The 18,021-nt window shown below is 64.3% G+C and carries 13 protein-coding genes; 5 read left to right on the top strand and 8 right to left on the bottom strand.

Features of this window, described 5'->3' with window-relative positions:
- Nucleotides 1-459, bottom strand: a 459-nt coding sequence (locus tag ACTHN9_RS13080; protein ID WP_440537187.1) for a contractile injection system protein, VgrG/Pvc8 family, incomplete at its 3' end; no start/stop codon positions are given.
- A gap of 381 nt (nucleotides 460-840) precedes the next feature.
- On the opposite strand from ACTHN9_RS13080, the gene ACTHN9_RS13075 reads away from it, so the two are divergent.
- Nucleotides 841-1,383 (top strand): hypothetical protein, encoded by a 543-nt coding sequence (locus ACTHN9_RS13075; RefSeq protein WP_440537186.1) that lies wholly within the window; start codon nucleotides 841-843, stop codon nucleotides 1,381-1,383.
- Between the two features lie 70 nt (nucleotides 1,384-1,453).
- Here ACTHN9_RS13075 and ACTHN9_RS13070 read toward each other — a convergent pair whose 3' ends face one another.
- From ACTHN9_RS13070 to ACTHN9_RS13045, 6 genes are read right to left on the bottom strand one after another with little or no spacing between them, the layout of a single operon-like run.
- The gene (locus ACTHN9_RS13070; RefSeq protein ID WP_440537185.1) at nucleotides 1,454-3,841 is read right to left on the bottom strand and encodes a bifunctional acetate--CoA ligase family protein/GNAT family N-acetyltransferase; all 2,388 of its coding nucleotides are present in this window, start codon (nucleotides 3,839-3,841) and stop codon (nucleotides 1,454-1,456) included.
- Between the two features lie 43 nt (nucleotides 3,842-3,884).
- A complete protein-coding gene (locus ACTHN9_RS13065; RefSeq protein ID WP_440537184.1) occupies nucleotides 3,885-5,015 on the bottom strand; it encodes an ABC transporter permease in 1,131 nt (376 codons plus the stop codon).
- Between the two features lie 4 nt (nucleotides 5,016-5,019).
- Nucleotides 5,020-6,156: an ABC transporter permease gene (locus tag ACTHN9_RS13060; protein WP_440537183.1), complete on the bottom strand. Its 1,137-nt coding sequence runs from the start codon at nucleotides 6,154-6,156 to the stop codon at nucleotides 5,020-5,022.
- Between the two features lie 25 nt (nucleotides 6,157-6,181).
- On the bottom strand, nucleotides 6,182-7,174 hold the full coding sequence (locus tag ACTHN9_RS13055; protein WP_440537190.1) for an ATP-binding cassette domain-containing protein: 993 nt from the start codon (nucleotides 7,172-7,174) through the stop codon (nucleotides 6,182-6,184).
- Between the two features lie 20 nt (nucleotides 7,175-7,194).
- Nucleotides 7,195-8,121: an ATP-binding cassette domain-containing protein gene (locus ACTHN9_RS13050; protein WP_440537182.1), complete on the bottom strand. Its 927-nt coding sequence runs from the start codon at nucleotides 8,119-8,121 to the stop codon at nucleotides 7,195-7,197.
- Nucleotides 8,118-9,086, bottom strand: a complete 969-nt coding sequence (locus ACTHN9_RS13045) for an HlyD family secretion protein (protein WP_440537189.1) — start codon at nucleotides 9,084-9,086, stop codon at nucleotides 8,118-8,120. Before ACTHN9_RS13045 ends, ACTHN9_RS13050 begins: the two co-directional genes overlap by 4 nt.
- Before the next feature lie 464 nt (nucleotides 9,087-9,550).
- On the opposite strand from ACTHN9_RS13045, the gene ACTHN9_RS13040 reads away from it, so the two are divergent.
- The 4 genes from ACTHN9_RS13040 (at nucleotide 9,551) to ACTHN9_RS13025 (ending at nucleotide 16,223) form a co-directional block, all read left to right on the top strand.
- Entirely contained in the window at nucleotides 9,551-10,645 is a 1,095-nt protein-coding gene (locus ACTHN9_RS13040) for an efflux RND transporter periplasmic adaptor subunit (RefSeq protein WP_440537181.1), read from the top strand.
- Between the two features lie 17 nt (nucleotides 10,646-10,662).
- Nucleotides 10,663-12,768 (top strand): ABC transporter permease, encoded by a 2,106-nt coding sequence (locus tag ACTHN9_RS13035; RefSeq protein WP_440537180.1) that lies wholly within the window; start codon nucleotides 10,663-10,665, stop codon nucleotides 12,766-12,768.
- Nucleotides 12,761-14,314, top strand: a complete 1,554-nt coding sequence (locus tag ACTHN9_RS13030) for an efflux transporter outer membrane subunit (RefSeq protein ID WP_440537179.1) — start codon at nucleotides 12,761-12,763, stop codon at nucleotides 14,312-14,314. The genes ACTHN9_RS13035 and ACTHN9_RS13030 overlap by 8 nt, the downstream gene beginning before the upstream one ends.
- Before the next feature lie 343 nt (nucleotides 14,315-14,657).
- Nucleotides 14,658-16,223 (top strand): Fic family protein, encoded by a 1,566-nt coding sequence (locus tag ACTHN9_RS13025; protein ID WP_440537178.1) that lies wholly within the window; start codon nucleotides 14,658-14,660, stop codon nucleotides 16,221-16,223.
- A gap of 51 nt (nucleotides 16,224-16,274) precedes the next feature.
- On the opposite strand, the gene ACTHN9_RS13020 is transcribed toward ACTHN9_RS13025, so the two are convergent.
- Entirely contained in the window at nucleotides 16,275-17,876 is a 1,602-nt protein-coding gene (locus ACTHN9_RS13020; RefSeq protein ID WP_440537177.1) for a peptide chain release factor 3, read from the bottom strand.
- Nucleotides 17,877-18,021 lie beyond the last annotated feature (145 nt).

The raw sequence follows: 18,021 nt of genomic DNA, 5'->3' as shown, positions 1-18,021 counted from the left end.
GCCGGCCAGCACCGAACTATTTTTCCGCCACTCTCCGACCAGCGTTTGGATGATGTCCAATACGTTGCTTTGCCGGAAAATTCTCGTATTGATGCGCCGCTCCAAGATGGACAACGCATCGCGGATAAACAGCTGATAAGTCGAGAGCGAATTGTCGGACTCGCCTTCGCGGGCATCGACAACGATGCCGTTGATCGCCCGCAAGCCGCCGGTATCGGTGACGAGTCGCACCGATACCGGCAAGCCGATAAACAGCGTGAGCGGCAATCCCGCGGTGGTGGAGATGCATGAAATACAGCCGTCGATGCCACCGAATAGACTTTCCTGTATGTCTACCCGCTGAGGCAGCAATACGTCTTCGAGTTGTTGCTGTCTTTCACCGAATCCGAGCTGGACTGACCGATTTCGTTGAGTCGGAAACGCCCCGAATGGCGCGCGCCGCAGGTCTGCATAGTTCACGACTTATTCTCTCGCTGGAAACGCACGCAATGCGCGATCACTTACGCGCTCATCGCGATCAAATTAACCTGCTCGGGAGTCATTCCTTCCGACGAAGGAAAGGCGGGAATCTATCAGGGGCGAACGATTGCGTCAAACAAACGTAAGGCAATTAAGAAAGGGTTAGAAACTTTTTCCACTCATTTTAATAACGAGTAACAAGTACCGATTTCCGCGGTTTTTGTTCCTCGGCCCTCGGGCCGCTTGCGCTCGCGTACGGCGCTCGTCCCGACCGGCCTCAGCCTTCCAAGGCGCCCCATCGTCCGCGTGCCTTCCTGCTAAAATAGCGGCCCTTCAAAAAACCGCGCGCGGCCTTCCTTGCGCGCGCCGTCGTTCGATCCCATGGCAAAACTTCTGACTGACACCGAATTCCAGCGCTTTTCCGAACTCCAGCAAAAGCAAGCCAGCTTCACCATCACCAGCGAAGAGGCCGACGAGCTGCGCACCATCGTCGAGCGCGCGCAGCAAAAGCGCGACGACCGCGCCGCGGCCATGCAAGCGATCGAAACCCACATCGCTCAATTCGAAATCACCCCCGACGAGCTGTTCTCGCCCGAGCAGATCGCCGAAGCCGCGCGTGCCTACGGCCTCATCGCCGCCACCAAGAAGGAACGCACGTTGCCGCCCACGCTGACGCACAACGGCAAGACCTACCAATGGACGCGCGCGTTGCCCGACGACATCCGCGTGCCGCTATTCGACGCGTTCAAAGCAGGCGAATCGATCAAGCCGTTCCTCGCAACGCCCAAGGACACGACGCGCAACGCCGCCACGATCGCGCGGCTCGAGCGCGAAACGGGCAGCGTCTATGGCGACACCTGGCTAGAGGAACTGTCGATCCCGCGCACGCTCGTCGACGAAGCCGCCGCAAAGCTCGCCGCTTAAGCAGCCAAGCTAGCCAAGCCCAGCCGCTCGCACACGACCTCAGGCCGACAAACGCGCGCCGCCCAGCGATTCACCGGGCAGGCGCGCCATCTTGCAGCGGCATCTTCACTTCGACGACAGCCGGGTCCGCCGTGGCACTCGTCGCAAATCCCAGCTTCTTGACGAGGCCCAACATCGGGCCGTTCTCGCGCAACACCTCGCCGACGATCCATCGCGTGCCGCGCGCACGCACGTAGGCCACCATCCGTTCCATCAACATCCGGCCCAACCCTTTCCCCTTCAGGTCCGATCGCACGGCCACCGCGAATTCGGCGCACTCGTTGTCCGGGTCCGTAATCGTTCGAACGACGCCGAGCGTCGTCATCGCGCTGCCCTCCCCAGTCGTCGCGATCAACGCCATTTCGCGGTCATAGTCGATCTGCGTCATCCGTGCGAGCTGCGTGTGGTCGAAACCGCTCACCGCGCCGAAGAAGCGAAGGCGCAAATCGTCGGGCGTCATCGCCGAAATCAAGGCGCTATGCGCCGCTTCGTCTTCGGGACGAATCGGGCGGATCGTCAAGCGCTCGCCGTGCCAATCGACCGTCTCCTCCAACTGCCGGGGATACGGCACGATCGCGAGCCGTCCACGCGTGGGCGCCAGTGCAATCTGCGGATCGACGAGCCACACCTTCGTACGCATCACCCGAAGCGTCGCCTTCATCCCGACAATCTGTTCGATGCAGCAAACGGCCTCGGATAACGCCGTCACCGCATCCAGCACAGGCCCGATCGGCGCCAGGCGAGCGTATGGCGAATGAGAGACGATCGCGCGCGCAAGGACCGGATTGAGCGGCGGCAGTCCGTAGGCCATGAAGGGAAGCGACAACCCATCGGCCGCCGGCGCGGCAAATTCGAAGACGGGGCCGAAATCGGCGTCGTCGCGCAGCCGCACCGTGACATCGACAATGCGCTCCGCCGCTTCGCTCGTATCGGGTGTCGACGAAGCCTCATGGTCCGCCACCGGCAACCCGAATCCGCGCAAGAGCCGCGCGGCATCCTCCCCGGCAAGCGTCTTGCGCCCCGCGTCGAGCGCCGCCTTCGCCTCTGCCTGCGCGGCCTCGATCGATGCCGGCACCTGCGCGGGCAAACCTTGCGGTGTCTCCATCAGCAGTTCTCGACTCAGCCGGTAATCGACAAGACGCGCGAATGCGCGCGCGAGCCGATGCGGTGTCGAATGCACGGCGATGCCATGCGCGCGGAGCGCGTCGCGCGTGTCGTCGTCCACCCCGCCGAAGAAGCAGGCCAGCAGCCCGCGATAGGCGAAGCGCTGCCGTTCGATCAACACCCGTGCGACGTCGGCGACGGGCGCACTCAACGTCGATGCGTGCACGACGAACGCGGTGCCCGTCTCGCGGTGCGGCGCGAGCGCTTCGAGCGCAAGGCCGAAATCCTCCGGCTTGGCGTCGTTGCCGAGGATCAGCGGATTACCCGGCACGACGGCAGGCAACGCGGAAACGATCGAGGCGGCGGCCGCATCCGGCCACTCGGCCAGTGTCGTCCCCGCTTGCGCGAACGCATCGCCCGCCAGCGCCGCCACGCCGCGGTCGCTCGTCACGAGCGTAGCCGACGAACTGGCGGCAATGCGGCCGATGCCGAGCGTTTCGATTTCGTCGATCAGGTCGTCGAGCGATTCGACACGCACCATCCCCGCCCGCCTGAACGCCGCCGCATAGAGCGGATCCGCGGGATCGCCGCGCCCCGTGCGCAACACGAGCACGGGCTTGTTGCGCGCGGCCGCGCGTGCGGCCGACATGAACTTGCGCGCCGCCCGCGCCACGGACAGTTCAAGCAAAATCGCGCGCGTGCCCGCATCGCTTGCCAGATAGTCGAGCACGTCGCCCGCATCCACGTCGGCCTCGCCGCCCAATGCAATCGCGTGCGAAAAGCCCAACCCGCGCGCCTCGGCCCACCCGAGCACCGCATTCGTCAACGCATTCGATTGCGACACCCACGCCACGCCGCCGGCCTTGACGGTCGACGACGGCGCACCGAAGTGCGCGTTGAGCGCGGGCGTCACCACGCCGAGGCTCCCCGGCCCGACGATACGCAACAAGTAGGGCTTGGCCGCTTCCAGCGCCCGGGCCAGCGAGGCCGACTGCGCGCCGCGCTTCGTGTCGCTGACGATCACGACCGCTCGCGTGCCGAGCCGTCCCAGCTTGGCGACGATATCGGGCCAAGTAGGGCTCGGGGTGCAGATCAGCGCTACGCAAGGGGCTTCGAGCAGATCGGCGACATCGGCGAACACGGTACATCCGTCGAGTTCGGCGTACTTGGGATTGACGGGCCACACCGGCCCTTCGAAGCCACCGGTCAGTACGCGTCGCCACACTTTCGCGCCGACGCTGTCGGGCCGAGCCGACGCACCGACAACGGCGACCGATTTCGGTTGGAACAGCCTATCGAGGTTGCGGACGGTCATCGCTGCGCCCACCTTGAGTGTGTTTAGATACGGAGAAGGATAATCAATCGAGCGACTTCCGAAAGCGCAGCACGCTCGCCGTCAGCATGATCAACGCCAGGGCCCCCATCGCCGCGAACTGCGGCCAGAGCGCTTCGAACCCTACCCCCTTCAAGAACACGGCTCGCAAGACAACGAGAAAATACCGCAGCGGATTGAGATACGTCAGCCATTGCAGCACCTTCGGCATCGCGGAAATCGGAAACGCGAACCCCGACAAAATGAAAATCGGATTGATGAGAAAGAAGTTGAGCGCGAAGGCTTGCTGCTGCGTGCGCGAAAACGTCGACAGCAACAATCCCAAGCCGATGACGGAAAACAAGAACAACACGACGCCCATCGTCATCACGAAAACGCTGCCGACGAAGGGCACCCCGAACCAAGCGACGCCGAGTGCCGTGACGAGCACAACGTCCCCCAAGCCGATCAAGAACGAGGGCACCGTCTTGCCGAGGATGAATTCCACGGGCCGAATCGGGCTCACCATGATCTGCTCGAGCGTGCCGACTTCGCGTTCGCGCACCACGGCGAATGCCGTCAGGCTCACCACTTGCAGCAGCGTGAGCGTCCCCACGACGCCCGGAATAAAGAACCATCGATCGTCGAGCCCGTCGTTGAACCACGGCCGTTCCTGCACCGAAACGGCAATCGTCGGTCTCGCAGCCCCGGCGCGAACGGGCCAGGCCGCCGCGCGCCAATCGCGTTGATACTGCGCCACGATGTTGCCGACATAGCCTAATGCAATCAGCGCGGTATTGGAATTCGTCCCGTCGACGAGCACTTGCAGCGGTGCGCCCACGCCGTTGCCGAGCGCCTGCGCGAAGCCGGCATGGACGACCACCGCCACCACCGCATGCTCCGTGTCGAGTTCGTGCGCGATCTCCTGTTGCGAGCGCGCGATATCGACGATATCGAATCGCCCGTTGGCCGTGAAGCGGGCGATGAGGTCGCGGCTCGCTTGGCTGCGGTCGAGATCGAGCACGGCTGTCGACACGTGGCTGACGGTGAACGTTGCGGCATAGCCGTACACGAACACTTGCAGCACGAGCGGCACGACGAGACGAAAGATCGCCCACTTGTCGCGCTTCAACTCGATAAACTCTTTGACGAGCATGGCGTAGACGCGTTCGAACATGGCTTCAATCCAGATGCTTGCGAAACGCACGGACGCTGAGCCAGCCGATGATCAGCGCATACAGCGTCAGCGCGAAAATCGGCGTCGCGAGATCGGCCAGCGCGCTGCCCTTGAGAAAGACCGAGCGCAGGATCGTCACGTAGTAGCGCGCGTAGACCAGCAGCGTGACGGCTCGGATCGGTGCCGGCATTTGTTCGATGGCGAAGGTGTAGCCCGAGAGCATCGTCGTGGGCAGCATCGTCAACAGCAATGCCACTTGGCTCGCACCGAGTTGGCTCCGAATGCGCACCGACATCAAATAGCCGATGCCGAGTACGACCAGTGTGAAAAGCGCCGTCGTCGCCGCCAGCGTGAGCAGGCTGCCGCGAAACGGAACATGAAACCAATAGACCGTGCCGACGAGACAAAACACCGCATCCGCAAAGCCGATGACAAAGTAAGGAACGAGCTTGCCGAGCATGACTTCGAGGGCCGTGACCGGCGTGGAAATCAATTGCTCCATAGTGCCGCGCTCCCACTCGCGCGCCACCGTCAGCGACGTGAGCTGTGCGCCGACGAGCGCGAGAATCACGGCCACCACGCCCGGAATGATGAAATTGCGGCTGTCGAGTCCTTCGTTGTACCAAACGCGCGGTTCGACATCGACGGTCCCAACGGTCGGTACGATCGTGCCGTGATCGGCCGCCCAACGCGATGCGAAATCAGCTGCCGTCCGGGCGATCACCCCTTGCGCGTAGCCGATGGCAATGTTCGTCGTGTTCGTATCGGTCGCATCGAATACGGTCTGCACCTGCGCCATGCCCGTCGTCGTGAGGACGCGCGTGAAGTCGATCGGAATCGTCACCACGCCGGCACAGCGCCCGCGATCGATCGCATCGCGCACGTCGAAGTCGCGGCTCAACGCACGCTGCGGAGCGAACCATCCCGACGCCACGAAGCGCGCCACGAGTTCGCGGCTTGCCTGGCTGTGTGCCTCGTCGAGCACGCACAAAGGCACATTGCGGATGTCGAGGCTGACGCCGTATCCGAGCAGCAGCATCTGCATCAACGGCATCAACAAGGCGATGGCGAGGCTGCGCGGGTCGCGCCAGATCTGCAGCGCTTCCTTGTAGGCAATCGCCAATAACCGGCGCGGCTTCATGGGGCCTCCCGACGCACCGAGGCGTTCACGATGCCCCCTTGGCACCCGTGCGCGCGACGAGCTGCACGAAGACATCCTCGAGGCCCGGGCGGATCGGCACGAACGGGCTCGTTTCGATGCCTCGGCTCGCCAGCCAAGCGGGCAACGCAGCGACGTTCGACCCGGCCGGCGCCGCGGCGGTATCGGCGAGCAGCACGTGCAGCTTGTCGCCGAAAATCGCCGCATCGATGACGTTAGGGGCCTCGCGCAATGCGGCGACGGCCTCGCCAAGCGACGCGCTTTCGCACGCGTAGAGCACACCGCCCAACTGCTCGCCGCGCAATGCGTTAGGACTGCCGACGATGATGAGCCGCCCTGCGTCGATCAGCGCGATGCGGTTGCAGTACTCGGCTTCGTCCATGTAGTGCGTCGAGACGAGCACCGTAACGCCGTCGCCGGCCAATTGATGAATGAGGTCCCAAAAGCGTCGGCGGGCCTGGGGCTCGACGCCGGAAGTCGGTTCGTCGAGAAACAGCACGGGCGGCCGGTGCAAGATCGCGCAACCGAGCGCGAGCCGCTGGCGCCACCCGCCGGCCAGCGTTTTCACGAGCGCATCCTCGCGTCCTTCGATGCCGGCCATCTCGATGGCGAAGCGCATCCGATCGGCGAGAACGGCCCGCGGCACCCGATAGATGCCCGCGAAAAAGCGCAAGTTCTCGCGGCAGGTCAAATCGCCATAGAGCGAGAATTTCTGCGACATGTAACCGATATGGGTCCGGACCGACTCGGGCTCCCGGGCGACGTCGAAGCCGGCCACCGACGCACGGCCGGCGCTCGGTGCGAGCAATGCGCACAACATGCGAATCGTCGTCGATTTGCCGGCGCCGTTTGGTCCGATGAATCCGACCACCTCGCCCTTCGCGATCGTCAGATCGAGTCCATCGACAGCCGTGAAGGTGCCGAAGCGCTTGGTCAGGCCACGAGCGATGACGACATCCTCTCGGCCGCGTGCGCCGGGAAGCGACGGCGCCGATCCCATCGCAGGCGGCGCGGGCGCACTCATGCCGACTCTCCGACGAGTGCGACGAACACATCTTCGATGCCAGGCTCGACCGTCTCGATCGGCGCATGCGCGAGTGCACGTTCGGCCAGCCGCGCGTCCAGTTCGGGGCCGCGCAAGGTGCCGTCGTCGACACGCACGTGCACGCGGTCCCCCATCAGCAAGGTGCCGAGCACGCCCGGGACACCAGCCAACGCATCGCGAATCGCGCGCGGATCGCTGCCGGCGATGGCGAGCAAAGCGCCCGGCAACCGACGCTTGAGCGACGTGGGCGTTGCGCATTCCCGCACTTCGCCCGCGTGCAGCAGCGCCAGCCTCGAGCAGCGCTGCGCTTCGTCCATGTACGCCGTCGAGATGACGATCGTCACGCCCTGCTCGCGCAACTGGTAAAGAATCGCCCAGAAATCGCGGCGCGAAACGGGATCGACGCCTGTCGTCGGTTCGTCGAGCAGCAGCACCTTCGGCGTATGGATCAACGCGCAGACGAGACCGAGCTTTTGTTTCATGCCGCCCGACAGTTGGCCCGCGAGCCGGCGTCCGAACGGCGCCAGTCCCGCCGCGTCGAGCAGTTGCGCCATGCGCGCGCGGTACTGCGCGCGTTGCACCTCGAACAATTCGCCGTAGAAGTAGATGTTTTCGTCGACGGTCAAATCCTCATACAAGCCGAAGCGCTGCGGCATGTATCCGAGCGCCGTCTTCGCGCGCTCCGGGTCGGCCGCCACGTCGATGCCTTCGAGCACGATGCGTCCGGCGTCGGGATGCAGGACGCCGGCGAGCATGCGCATGAGCGTCGTCTTACCGGCGCCGTCGGGACCCACCAGCCCGAAAATCTCTGCGCGCTCGACCGTCAGCGTCACGTCGCGCACGGCCTCCAACGCGCCGAAGCGCCGGCCGACGTGCTCGACCACAATCGCCGGCCCGTTCATTGCCCGCTCTCGCGCGAGGCGATCGACGCATCGGCCGGCATGCCGGGCAGCAGTTCGTGCGTCGGGTTATCGATGTCGATTCGAATGCGGTAGACGAGCGTGACACGCTGCGCGTGCGTCTCGACCGTCTTCGGCGTGAACTCGGCTTGCGGCGAGATGAAGCTCACGCGGCCGCGATAGACCTTGCGCGGGTAGGCATCGGTGCTGACGTCCGCGGTTTCGCCGAGCCGAATTCGACCGATATCGGGCTCGTTGACGTACGCACGCAGCCACACGTGATCGAGTTCGGCGATCGTGAAGATCGCAACGCCCGGCCCGGCCAATTGGCCAAGTTCGGCCTCCCGCACGGCGATCACGCCGTCGAATGGCGCGCGCAACTCGGTGTACGACAGCATCGTCTCGTCGAGCGCGAGCTTGGCGCGCGCGGCTTGCACGTTCGCCGTCGCCAGGTCGATACTTTTTTGCGCCGCATCGACAAGCGCTTGATCGCGCGCCAATTGCGCGGCCGATTGCTTGCTCGCCGTCAGCGCGAGGTCGCGCGTTTGTCGAGACACGGCATCGTGCTTGGCCAAGGTGTCGGCACGGGTGTAGTCGAGTTGCTTTTCCGCGAGGTCGAAGCGGTCGCTGGCCACGCTATGGGTCGCGGCTGTCAGCGTGCTACGGTTCGCTTCGACCTGCGCGGCCTGCACGGCGACGTTTGCGCGGTCGATCTCCACCTGGCGCCGATAAATCCGATCGTCCAGACGGGCCAGCAACGTGCCGCGCGCAACCGGCGCCCCTTCGTCGAACGGCAAAAAGACGATTGGTGCCTGCACCTGCGTCACGCTGAGCACGCTTTCATGCGCCTCGATGTTGCCTGACACGACGATCCGCCACACCGCCCGATTGGCTCCGAACATCGACGACCAACGCCACGCGCCATACGCGCTGGCAGCCACCGCGAGCGCGATCAGCGTCGAAAGCATCGAAAGGCGCTTCGAATGCGCGCGCCAACGCGCCCGCCAGCGCTTGGAAAAATCGGGGCCCATGCCGGCACTGTACGCACCGCAAGCGGCAATCGTTTGATGCGCGTCAAGCCGTCGAAGCATAGGCTCGCCGATGATGGTCGCGTCAGGGCGTGCGGCCCGGCGGGCGATGGGCGCTCGTACACCGCCGCCGCGCAGCGTAAGAGGTTTCGCGTGCCGAAAGCGCCATCCGCCGAAGACGAAGCGCCGGTCATTCGCGATTCCGTTGCCGGGGCATCGGCGCGCGCCGATGCCGCCCATGCATCGGAGGTTCGGGGCCTGTCGCCTTCGCCATCGCTTCCGCGGTCGGCCGGATTGTCACCGTCTGACGCCCCCGCAGGACACGCGGCGCATCCGCGTCGACACCTTGCTTACCTCGCCGCCGCAGCCGCCCTCGTCGCAGCGGGGCCGCTTGGTGGCTGTCGATGCGGCCCCCTCCCACGCATTACGCCACGTTGCCGATCACGCGCGGCGAAATCGCTCATTCGATCAGCGCCACCGGCACCGTCAACCCCGTATTGACGATCATCGTCGGCAGCTACGTCTCGGGCGTGATCCAGCAGCAGTTTTGCGACTTCAACACGCGCGTCCATAAAGGACAACTGTGCGCGAAAATCGATCCGCGCCCCTATCAATCGATCGTCGATCAGGCTCGCGCCGATCTCGCGAATGCGCATGCCCAGATCGTCAAAGATCGCGCGCAGCTCGCCTACGCGAAAAGCGCCGCCGACCGCGATGCGACTTTGCTGCAGCACGGCATCGTCTCGCAAGACACGGCCGACAACGCGCGCAGCGCTTACGATCAAGCGCGCGCGCAGGTGGCTGTCGATACGGCCGTGATCGCGCAGCGCAGCGCGGCGTTGCGCACGGCCGAGGTCAATCTCGACTATACGAACATCGTCTCGCCCGTCGACGGTACCGTGGTGTCGCGCAACGTCACGATCGGGCAAACGGTCGCGGCGAGTTTCCAAACGCCCACGCTCTTTCTGATCGCCACCGACCTGACGCAGATGCAAGTCGACACGAACGTCAGCGAGAGCGACATCGGCGGCTTGCGCGAAAACACGCCGGCGACGTTCACGGTCGAAGCGTTTCCGAAACGCCAGTTCGCAGGCCGCATCGTACAAGTTCGGCAAGCGCCGCAGACAGTCCAAAACGTCGTGACCTACGACGTCGTCATCGGCATACGCAACCTCGACCTCAGTTTGAAGCCCGGCATGACGGCCACCACACGGATCTTGCTGGCCACGCGCGAGCATGCGCTGCGAGTGCCCGATCAAGCGTTGCGCTTCGCGCCGTCGCAGGCCGCTTCGCTGCCGCCGCTGCCCGCCGGCTCGGCACGCATCTGGGTGTTGCGTCAAGCTCGCCCCGTCGCTGTCACCGTGACGATCGGACTCGACGATGATTCGTACTCCGAAATAACGAGCGGCGACGTGCGCGAAGGCGAGCGCGTCATCGTCGGCGAAACGACCGGCCGCACGAACGCGCCGGCCCTCGCCGCGCCGCGGCTTCGCACGTGACATAAGCGAGGCCGGCGATGAGCGAGCCCGTAGTCGAACTGACGAACGTCACGAAGTGCTACGCCACAGGCGGCACGCCGCTGCGCGCGCTCGACGACGTGAGCCTGACGATCGAGCGCGGCGAATTCGTCGCCATCATGGGTTCTTCGGGCTCGGGCAAATCGACGCTGATGAACGTGCTCGGCTGCCTCGATCGGCCCAGCAGCGGACGGTACCTCCTCGAAGGGGCCGATACGGCTCGGCTGGCGGAACCGGAACTCGCGCGCATTCGCAGTAGCCGCATCGGTTTCGTTTTTCAAAGCTTCAATCTGCTTGCGCGCACCAGCGCGCTCGAAAACGTCGCGCTGCCTTTGTTCTATTGCGTCGACGGCCCGGCCACGCATCTCGAGCGGATCGCACGCGCGCGCCAGGCACTGAGCTTCGTCGGTTTGGCCGAGCGCGAGCGCAACTGGCCGAGCCAGCTCTCGGGCGGCCAGCAACAGCGCGTCGCGATCGCTCGCGCGCTGATCGGCAACCCGAGCATCCTGCTTGCCGACGAACCCACCGGCAACCTCGATACGCGCACCTCGCACGAAATCATGGTGATGCTACGTACCCTCAATCGCGAGCAGGGGGTCACGGTTATCGTGGTGACGCACGAATCCGACATTGCGGGCTACACGGACCGCGTCGTCACGATGCGCGACGGTCGGATCGTGTCCGACGAGGTCCGCGCCGCCACCGTTTCGAGCGAGCAGGCCACCACGCCTGCAGCGCCCCCCATTGCGCCGGGCCCGCGCGAAACGGCATCGCTCCATGCAGCGGGTGCCACCACCAAGGGCTTCGCGAAAATGACGCTATCGGCCGCCGCGCTGGCGCTCTGGCGCAACAAGATGCGCTCGTCGCTGACCGTGCTCGGCGTCTTTATCGGCGTGGCCGCGCTGATTGCAATGGTGGCGATCGGGCAAGGCGCGAACGAAGCCGTGCGCAAACAGATCGAGAGCTTGGGTACGAATCTGCTCGTCGTCGTCCCGGGTGCCACGACCGCAACGGGCGTGCGCGCCGGCTCGGGCAGCGCATCGACGCTCACCGTCGACGATGCACGCGCGCTCAAGCGCGACGCGCCTGCCGTCGCCACGGTGAGCTACGTGATTCGGCAGTTGGGCCAGGTGGAGTACGGCGGACAGAATTGGTCGACGAGCATTCAGGGCGTCGCACCGGCCTACTTGAACACCACGGGCTGGCACATCGCGTCGGGCCGCCCCGTGGACGACGACGACGAGCGCGACGCGAGCATGGTCGCCCTCATCGGCCAAACGGTGTATCAACAGCTCTTCCCCGCGGGAGAAAACCCGATCGGCGCACGGATCCTCGTCAAAGGCGCGACGCTGCGCGTCGTCGGCCTGCTTGCCGCTAAAGGCCAAACCGCCTACGGTCAGGATCAGGACGACGTCGTCATCATTCCGTTCAGCAGCGCCGAGCGAAAGGTGCTCGGGGTGGCGGTGCCGAGCCAAGCGCAGACCATCGCGAATCCCTATTTTCCGCCGATGTCGAACCCTTACGGCACGACGCCGCGCCTAGCCGGCTACGTCAATCAGATCTACGTGCAAGCCGCGAGCGGGCAACTCGTCCAAACGGCCATCGCACAGGTGACCGACACGCTGCGCCGACGCCATCGCCTGCGCCCCTCCGACAACAACGATTTCGCCGTGCGCAACCTGAGTCAGATCGCACAAACGGCGGAGGGCAGCAGCCGCATCATGGCGTTGTTGCTGGCTGCCATCGCCTCGATCTCGCTGCTCGTCGGCGGTATCGGCATCATGAACATCCTGCTCGTGTCGGTGACGGAACGGACGCGCGAAATCGGCCTACGCATGGCCATCGGCGCGCGGCGCCTGCACGTGCTGCTGCAGTTCCTCGTCGAGGCGGTTTTCTTAAGCGTGAGCGGCGGCATCGGCGGCATCGTCTTCGGCATCGCCGTGTCCAAACTCATCACCGTCATCGCCCGCTGGCCGACGCTGCTTTCGCCCGCCGCCATCGTCGGCGGCTTCGCTTTTTCGGCGGCCGTGGGCGTCTTCTTCGGTTACTACCCCGCCAAGAAGGCGTCGCGGCTCGACCCGATCGAGGCCCTACGCTATGAATGATCGATCGATGCCCGCGCCCGGCCGTGATTGCGCATCCGCCACGCGCGCGGACCGCCCCCGCTCGGCCTATCGATTCGGCGCACTGGCACTTTGCATGCTCGCCGCGCTCGCGGGTTGTACCGTCGGCCCCGACTTCAAACGGCCATCGCCGCCCGACGTAGCCGACTATGTGACGCATCCGGTCGACCTCCCCCCGGCGGGCCAGACCGATACCGCGCAGCATCTGCAATGGGGCGCGGCCCCCGAGTCCCGCTGGTGGTCCGCGTTTCGTTCGCCGGCACTCGACAAGACCGTCTCGCTCGCGATCGCCGGCAGCCCGACGCTCGACACGGCGCGCGCCACGTTGGCTCAAGCGCAGCAGGCGATCCTCGTCGTGCGCGGCGGGCGCTTTCCGCAAGTCGATGTCGGCGCCAGCGCACAGCGCGATCGAACGCGCGGTGCAGCGGGCGGCGGCGGACACGCGGCAACAGGCAACCTTCTGACGATCGGGCCGAATGTCAGCTATGCGCTCGACTTGTTCGGAGGGACGCGCCGTGCCATCGAAGCGCAAACCGCGCTAGCAGACTTCCAACGTTACGAACTCGCCGCCACGTATTTGACGCTGACCGGCAATACGGTCACGCAGGCGCTGACCGCCGCCAGCGCGCGCGAGCAATTGCGAGCGATCGACGACATCATCGCCACCGACAAACACGACATCGAACTCGTCGCGATCGAACGCGAGGTGGGCAAGGCCGCGCTGACGGATATGCTGGCCGCGCGCAGCCAGCTCGCCGCCGATCTCGCGCTTTCGCCGCCGCTCGAACAACAACTGAGCGCGGCCGAACACGCACTGGCCATCTTGGTCGGCAAGACACCCGCGCAATGGCAGCCGCCCCCCTTCGATTTTGCGATGCTGACACTGCCCGCCGACGTGCCCGTCACGCTTCCGTCCGCTTGGCTTCGCGCGCGCCCCGACGTCGGGGCAGCCGAATCCCAACTGCACGCGGCAAGCGCTGCGATCGGCGTTGCCACGGCGCAGCTCTATCCGAACGTGACGCTCAGCGCGTCATGGACGCAAGCGGCGGCATCGATGGGGCCGCTCTTCGACGCGACGAACGGCCTATGGACCGTTGCGGCCGCGTTGACAGCGCCGCTTTTCCACGGCGGCGCGCTCACCGCACAGAGACAGGCGGCCGTCGATGCGTTCGAAGCGCAACTCGGCATCTACCGGCAAACCGTACTGCAAGCATTCGGGCAGGCGGCGGACACGCTGCGCGCATTGCAGCATGACGCCGATGCGCTCGCCGCTCAGCGCACGGCGTTGGATAGCGCGCAGGCCTCGCTTGCACTGCAGCAAGAAAGCTATCGCGTGGGCACGGCGAGTCTCGTCGATGTCTTGCAAGCGCAACGCCTCTACGCGCAAGCGCGGCTCGGCTACGCGAAGGCGAAAGGGCAGCGCTATGTGGATACGGCTCAATGGTTCACGGCCATGGGCGGGGCGGCGCAGCAGTGGGCGCAGAGCCAGCCGGCACCGAGCGCGAGCGCGCAAACCGCGCCGCGCTAAGCGTCGGTCTAGCGGTCGGCGGTCGGCGGCCCGCCCTGTGCGATGCCCGGTTTCAACGAGGCACATTATGCGCATAAAGTTTTTCAAAGAAGACTTCTCGAACAAGAGGTGATTCACCGCTCTCGGGCGGCCGTGCCGCCCCCCGTGCGGGGTGGGCACCCGGCTCGGCGAGCAGATGGCGTAGCGGCGGCCCGCTGGTCCCGGCTTTCGCGACGACCAGGTGCCGCAGGCTAGCGTGCGTGTTTTGGACAAACCCAACGGGTCCACGCTGTCTTTTTGGACAAGAAGCGCAAACAACGTCGCTGGAAAGCGTTCATTTGGACAGCGATGAACGAACGTTTCGTTGTATTTTTGGACAAAAGATCCCAATGTACGCCATACTTTTGGACAAAAACCCGTTTCTCTTGTCTTATCCATGACCAAATCGGACACGGCTGCTGCAGAAATCATCTTCTCCGGCGGCACCGCTGATGCCCACGCCCGCCGCCTAGCACGCGCAGCAGAGGCGGGTGAACTCCGTCGAATCTACGCCGGGGTCTATACCAACAACCTGGATAGCCCGCTTGAATCAGTAGTCCTACGAAACTGGGCGGCGATCGTCGGCTACCTCCTCCCTGATGCGGTGCTGGCTTATCGCTCGGCACTCGAGCACCGGCCAGTTGGGGGCGTGCTCCACGTTAGCCGCGGCAAATCGCGACGTACACTCGCTTTGCCCGGTCTGACTGTAAAGATCTATCCCGGCATGCCGCCTGTGCTCGGCCCCCCCAGCATGGACATGCCCCACAGGGGCATCTACTTACCGAGCGAAGAACGTGGATTACTCGAGAACTTAACCACCGGCCGGGGAATGAGCGAGCGTACGCTCGATCAAGCGGAAATCGAGGCGCGGCTCGATAAAATCCTGACCATTCGCGGCGACTTCAAGCTCAACGACTTGCGCGACCGAGCGCGCAACGTGGCGGCATATCTGAACTGGCCGGAACAGCAGGCACGCCTCGACGGTCTCATTGGCGCTCTCCTGGGCACACACGAGGAAAAGAAGCTTAAAAGCAAGCAGGCTTTAGCTCGCGCGGCTGGCAAACCCTACGATTCAGAGCGATTGGAGCTTTTCGATGTATTGCATTCCGAGCTCAACGCATACGTCTTCGAAGACCATCCCGACCGAGCTGGGAGTGGGCAGGCGCTCGAGAATTTCGCGTTCTTCGAATCGTACTTTTCCAACTTCATCGAAGGTACGACCTTCGAAGTGGAAGAAGCCGAGCAGATCGTCTTCGATGGCGTCATTATCCCGAATCGGTCCGAAGATTCGCATGACGTCATGGGCACCTTCCAAGCCGCAACGGGCCCCTTCAGGGCGCGACCGGCTCACAATCCCGAGGACTTCCTGACCTGGCTAAAGAACGTCAATGCGTTGGTGATGCAGGCGCGTCCGGATAAAAGCCCGGGCCAATGGAAAGAAAGAGCAAACCAAGCAGGAAATACTCTTTTTGTGTTGCCGGAACTCGTACCCGGTACGTTGCGCGAAGGCTTCGAACGGGTTAGCGCACTGCGTAATCCAGTTGCGCGTGCACTGATGACGATGTTCGTCGTGACAGAAGTGCACCCGTTTCGCGATGGCAACGGGCGAACGGCGCGGCTGGCAATGAACGCCGTGCTCAGCGCGGAGAGCAATTCGCGCATCATCATTCCGACGGTCTACCGCGAAGACTACTTACTGCCGTTGAAGAGGCTGACCAACGACAGGGACGCCGCCCCCTTCATCCGGTCAATGGTGCGCGCCCAGAAATGGACTTCCAGTTTCGAGTACGGCCAGGCGCGGGAGCGATTGAAAGCGCAGCTCAAGCGATGCAACGCTTTCGAAGAGGACCTCAAGCACTTCAAACTCATCTTCCCAGAGCCACCCAGCTAACCCGATGCGCGGCAAGCCATGACGTCACCGGCGCTGGGGCCCCGCCGCCCCTCACATATTCTTCTTGAACGGCGCCCCGGAGTGCTCGCGCAACTCGTTGAAGACGATATTGGGCCACGCCTTCTGCGCCACCTCGATTTCCGAAATATGCGAAGCGAGGTAGGTGGGCGCGTTGGCCGCGTCGAGCGCCATCCGTGCCGCGTAGGCATCGGTGAAGCGGCGCAGCTCGGCAGGATCGTTACACGTTACCCAGCGCGACATCCGATAGCGCGCCGGCATGATCCGCACGTCCACCTTGTACTCCGCGGAGAGCCGGTGCGAGACCACCTCGAACTGCAACTGCCCGACCGCACCGAGGATCATCGAGCCCCCGTACGCGGGACGGAACACCTGAATCGCCCCTTCCTCCCCGAGCTGCTTGAGCGCTTCGCCAAGCTGCTTGGCCCGCATCGGATCCACGACTTCCACGGTCTGGAAGATTTCCGGCGCAAAAAACGGCAGGCCGACGAACTGGAGCATCTCGCCTTCGGTCAAGGTATCCCCGAGACTCAGCGTGCCGTGGTTCGGAATGCCGATGATGTCGCCGGGATAGGCCTCGCTCACTGTCTCGCGACGCTGCGACAAGAACGTCACGACGTTATTCGCGCGGAACGTCTTGCCCGAGCGCGTGACCTTGAGCGCCATCCCCCGTTCGAAGCGGCCCGAGCAAACACGGATGAACGCGACGCGGTCGCGGTGCGCCAAATCCATGTTGGCCTGCACCTTGAACACGACGCCCGTGAATTTCGGCTCGTCGGGCTGCACGGGCCGTTGCACGGCCATGCGCGCCGAGGGCGGCGGCGCAAGCTCCACCAGCGAGTCGAGAATTTCCTTCACGCCGAAATTGTTGATCGCGGAGCCGAACAACACCGGCGACTGCTGGCCCGCCAAAAACGCCTCGCGATCGAACGACGGCGTCGCGGCGCAGATCAAATCGATTTCTTCCTTCGCCTTCTTCCATGCGAAGCCGAAGCGGCGTTCCCCCTCTTCGTCGTCGAGTGCGGACAGCGTCTCCACAGCGCCGCCGGCAGTATCCTGCCCCGCGCGGAAAACGCGCACTTGATCGCGAACGATGTCGTAGACGCCTTGAAACTCCTTGCCCATCCCGATCGGCCAGGTGAACGGCACGGCCGACACCCCAAGGTGCTGCTCGATCTCGTCGAGCAGATCGAGCGGCGCGCGCACTTCGCGATCGAGCTTATTGATGAACGTGACGATCGGCGTGCGACGGCTGCGGCACACTTCGAGCAGTTTCAGCGTCTGCGCTTCGACGCCGTTGGCGCCGTCGATCACCATCACGGCCGCATCGACGGCGGTCAACACCCGATAGGTATCTTCCGAGAAATCTTCGTGGCCCGGCGTGTCGAGCAAGTTGATAACGGCGTCGCCATACTCGAACTGCATGACCGAACTCGCCACCGAGATCCCGCGCTGCTTCTCGATTTCCATCCAGTCGGACGTGGCATAGCGATTACTCTTCCGACCCTTAACCGTGCCCGCGATTTGAATCGCACCCGAAAAAAGCAGAAGTTTTTCGGTAAGCGTGGTTTTACCCGCGTCGGGGTGGGAAATGACCGCAAACGTGCGGCGGCGCTTGAGTTCGGCAACTGACATCGTATGAATGGGGATTTCTATATTGAGCGGCGCGGGGGCGATGATACACGTGTCGCCCCGCGTGCGCCCGATGCTCGAATCCCGGCCGGCGGTTTCGTGCCGATCGAAACCGCCGATTGTCAGGTGCTCCCGAACTTACTCACCG

The organism is Trinickia sp., assembly GCF_051953405.1.
Taxonomy (GTDB): Bacteria; Pseudomonadota; Gammaproteobacteria; order Burkholderiales; family Burkholderiaceae; genus Trinickia.
This window is presented reverse-complemented; position numbering and strand designations above follow the sequence as displayed.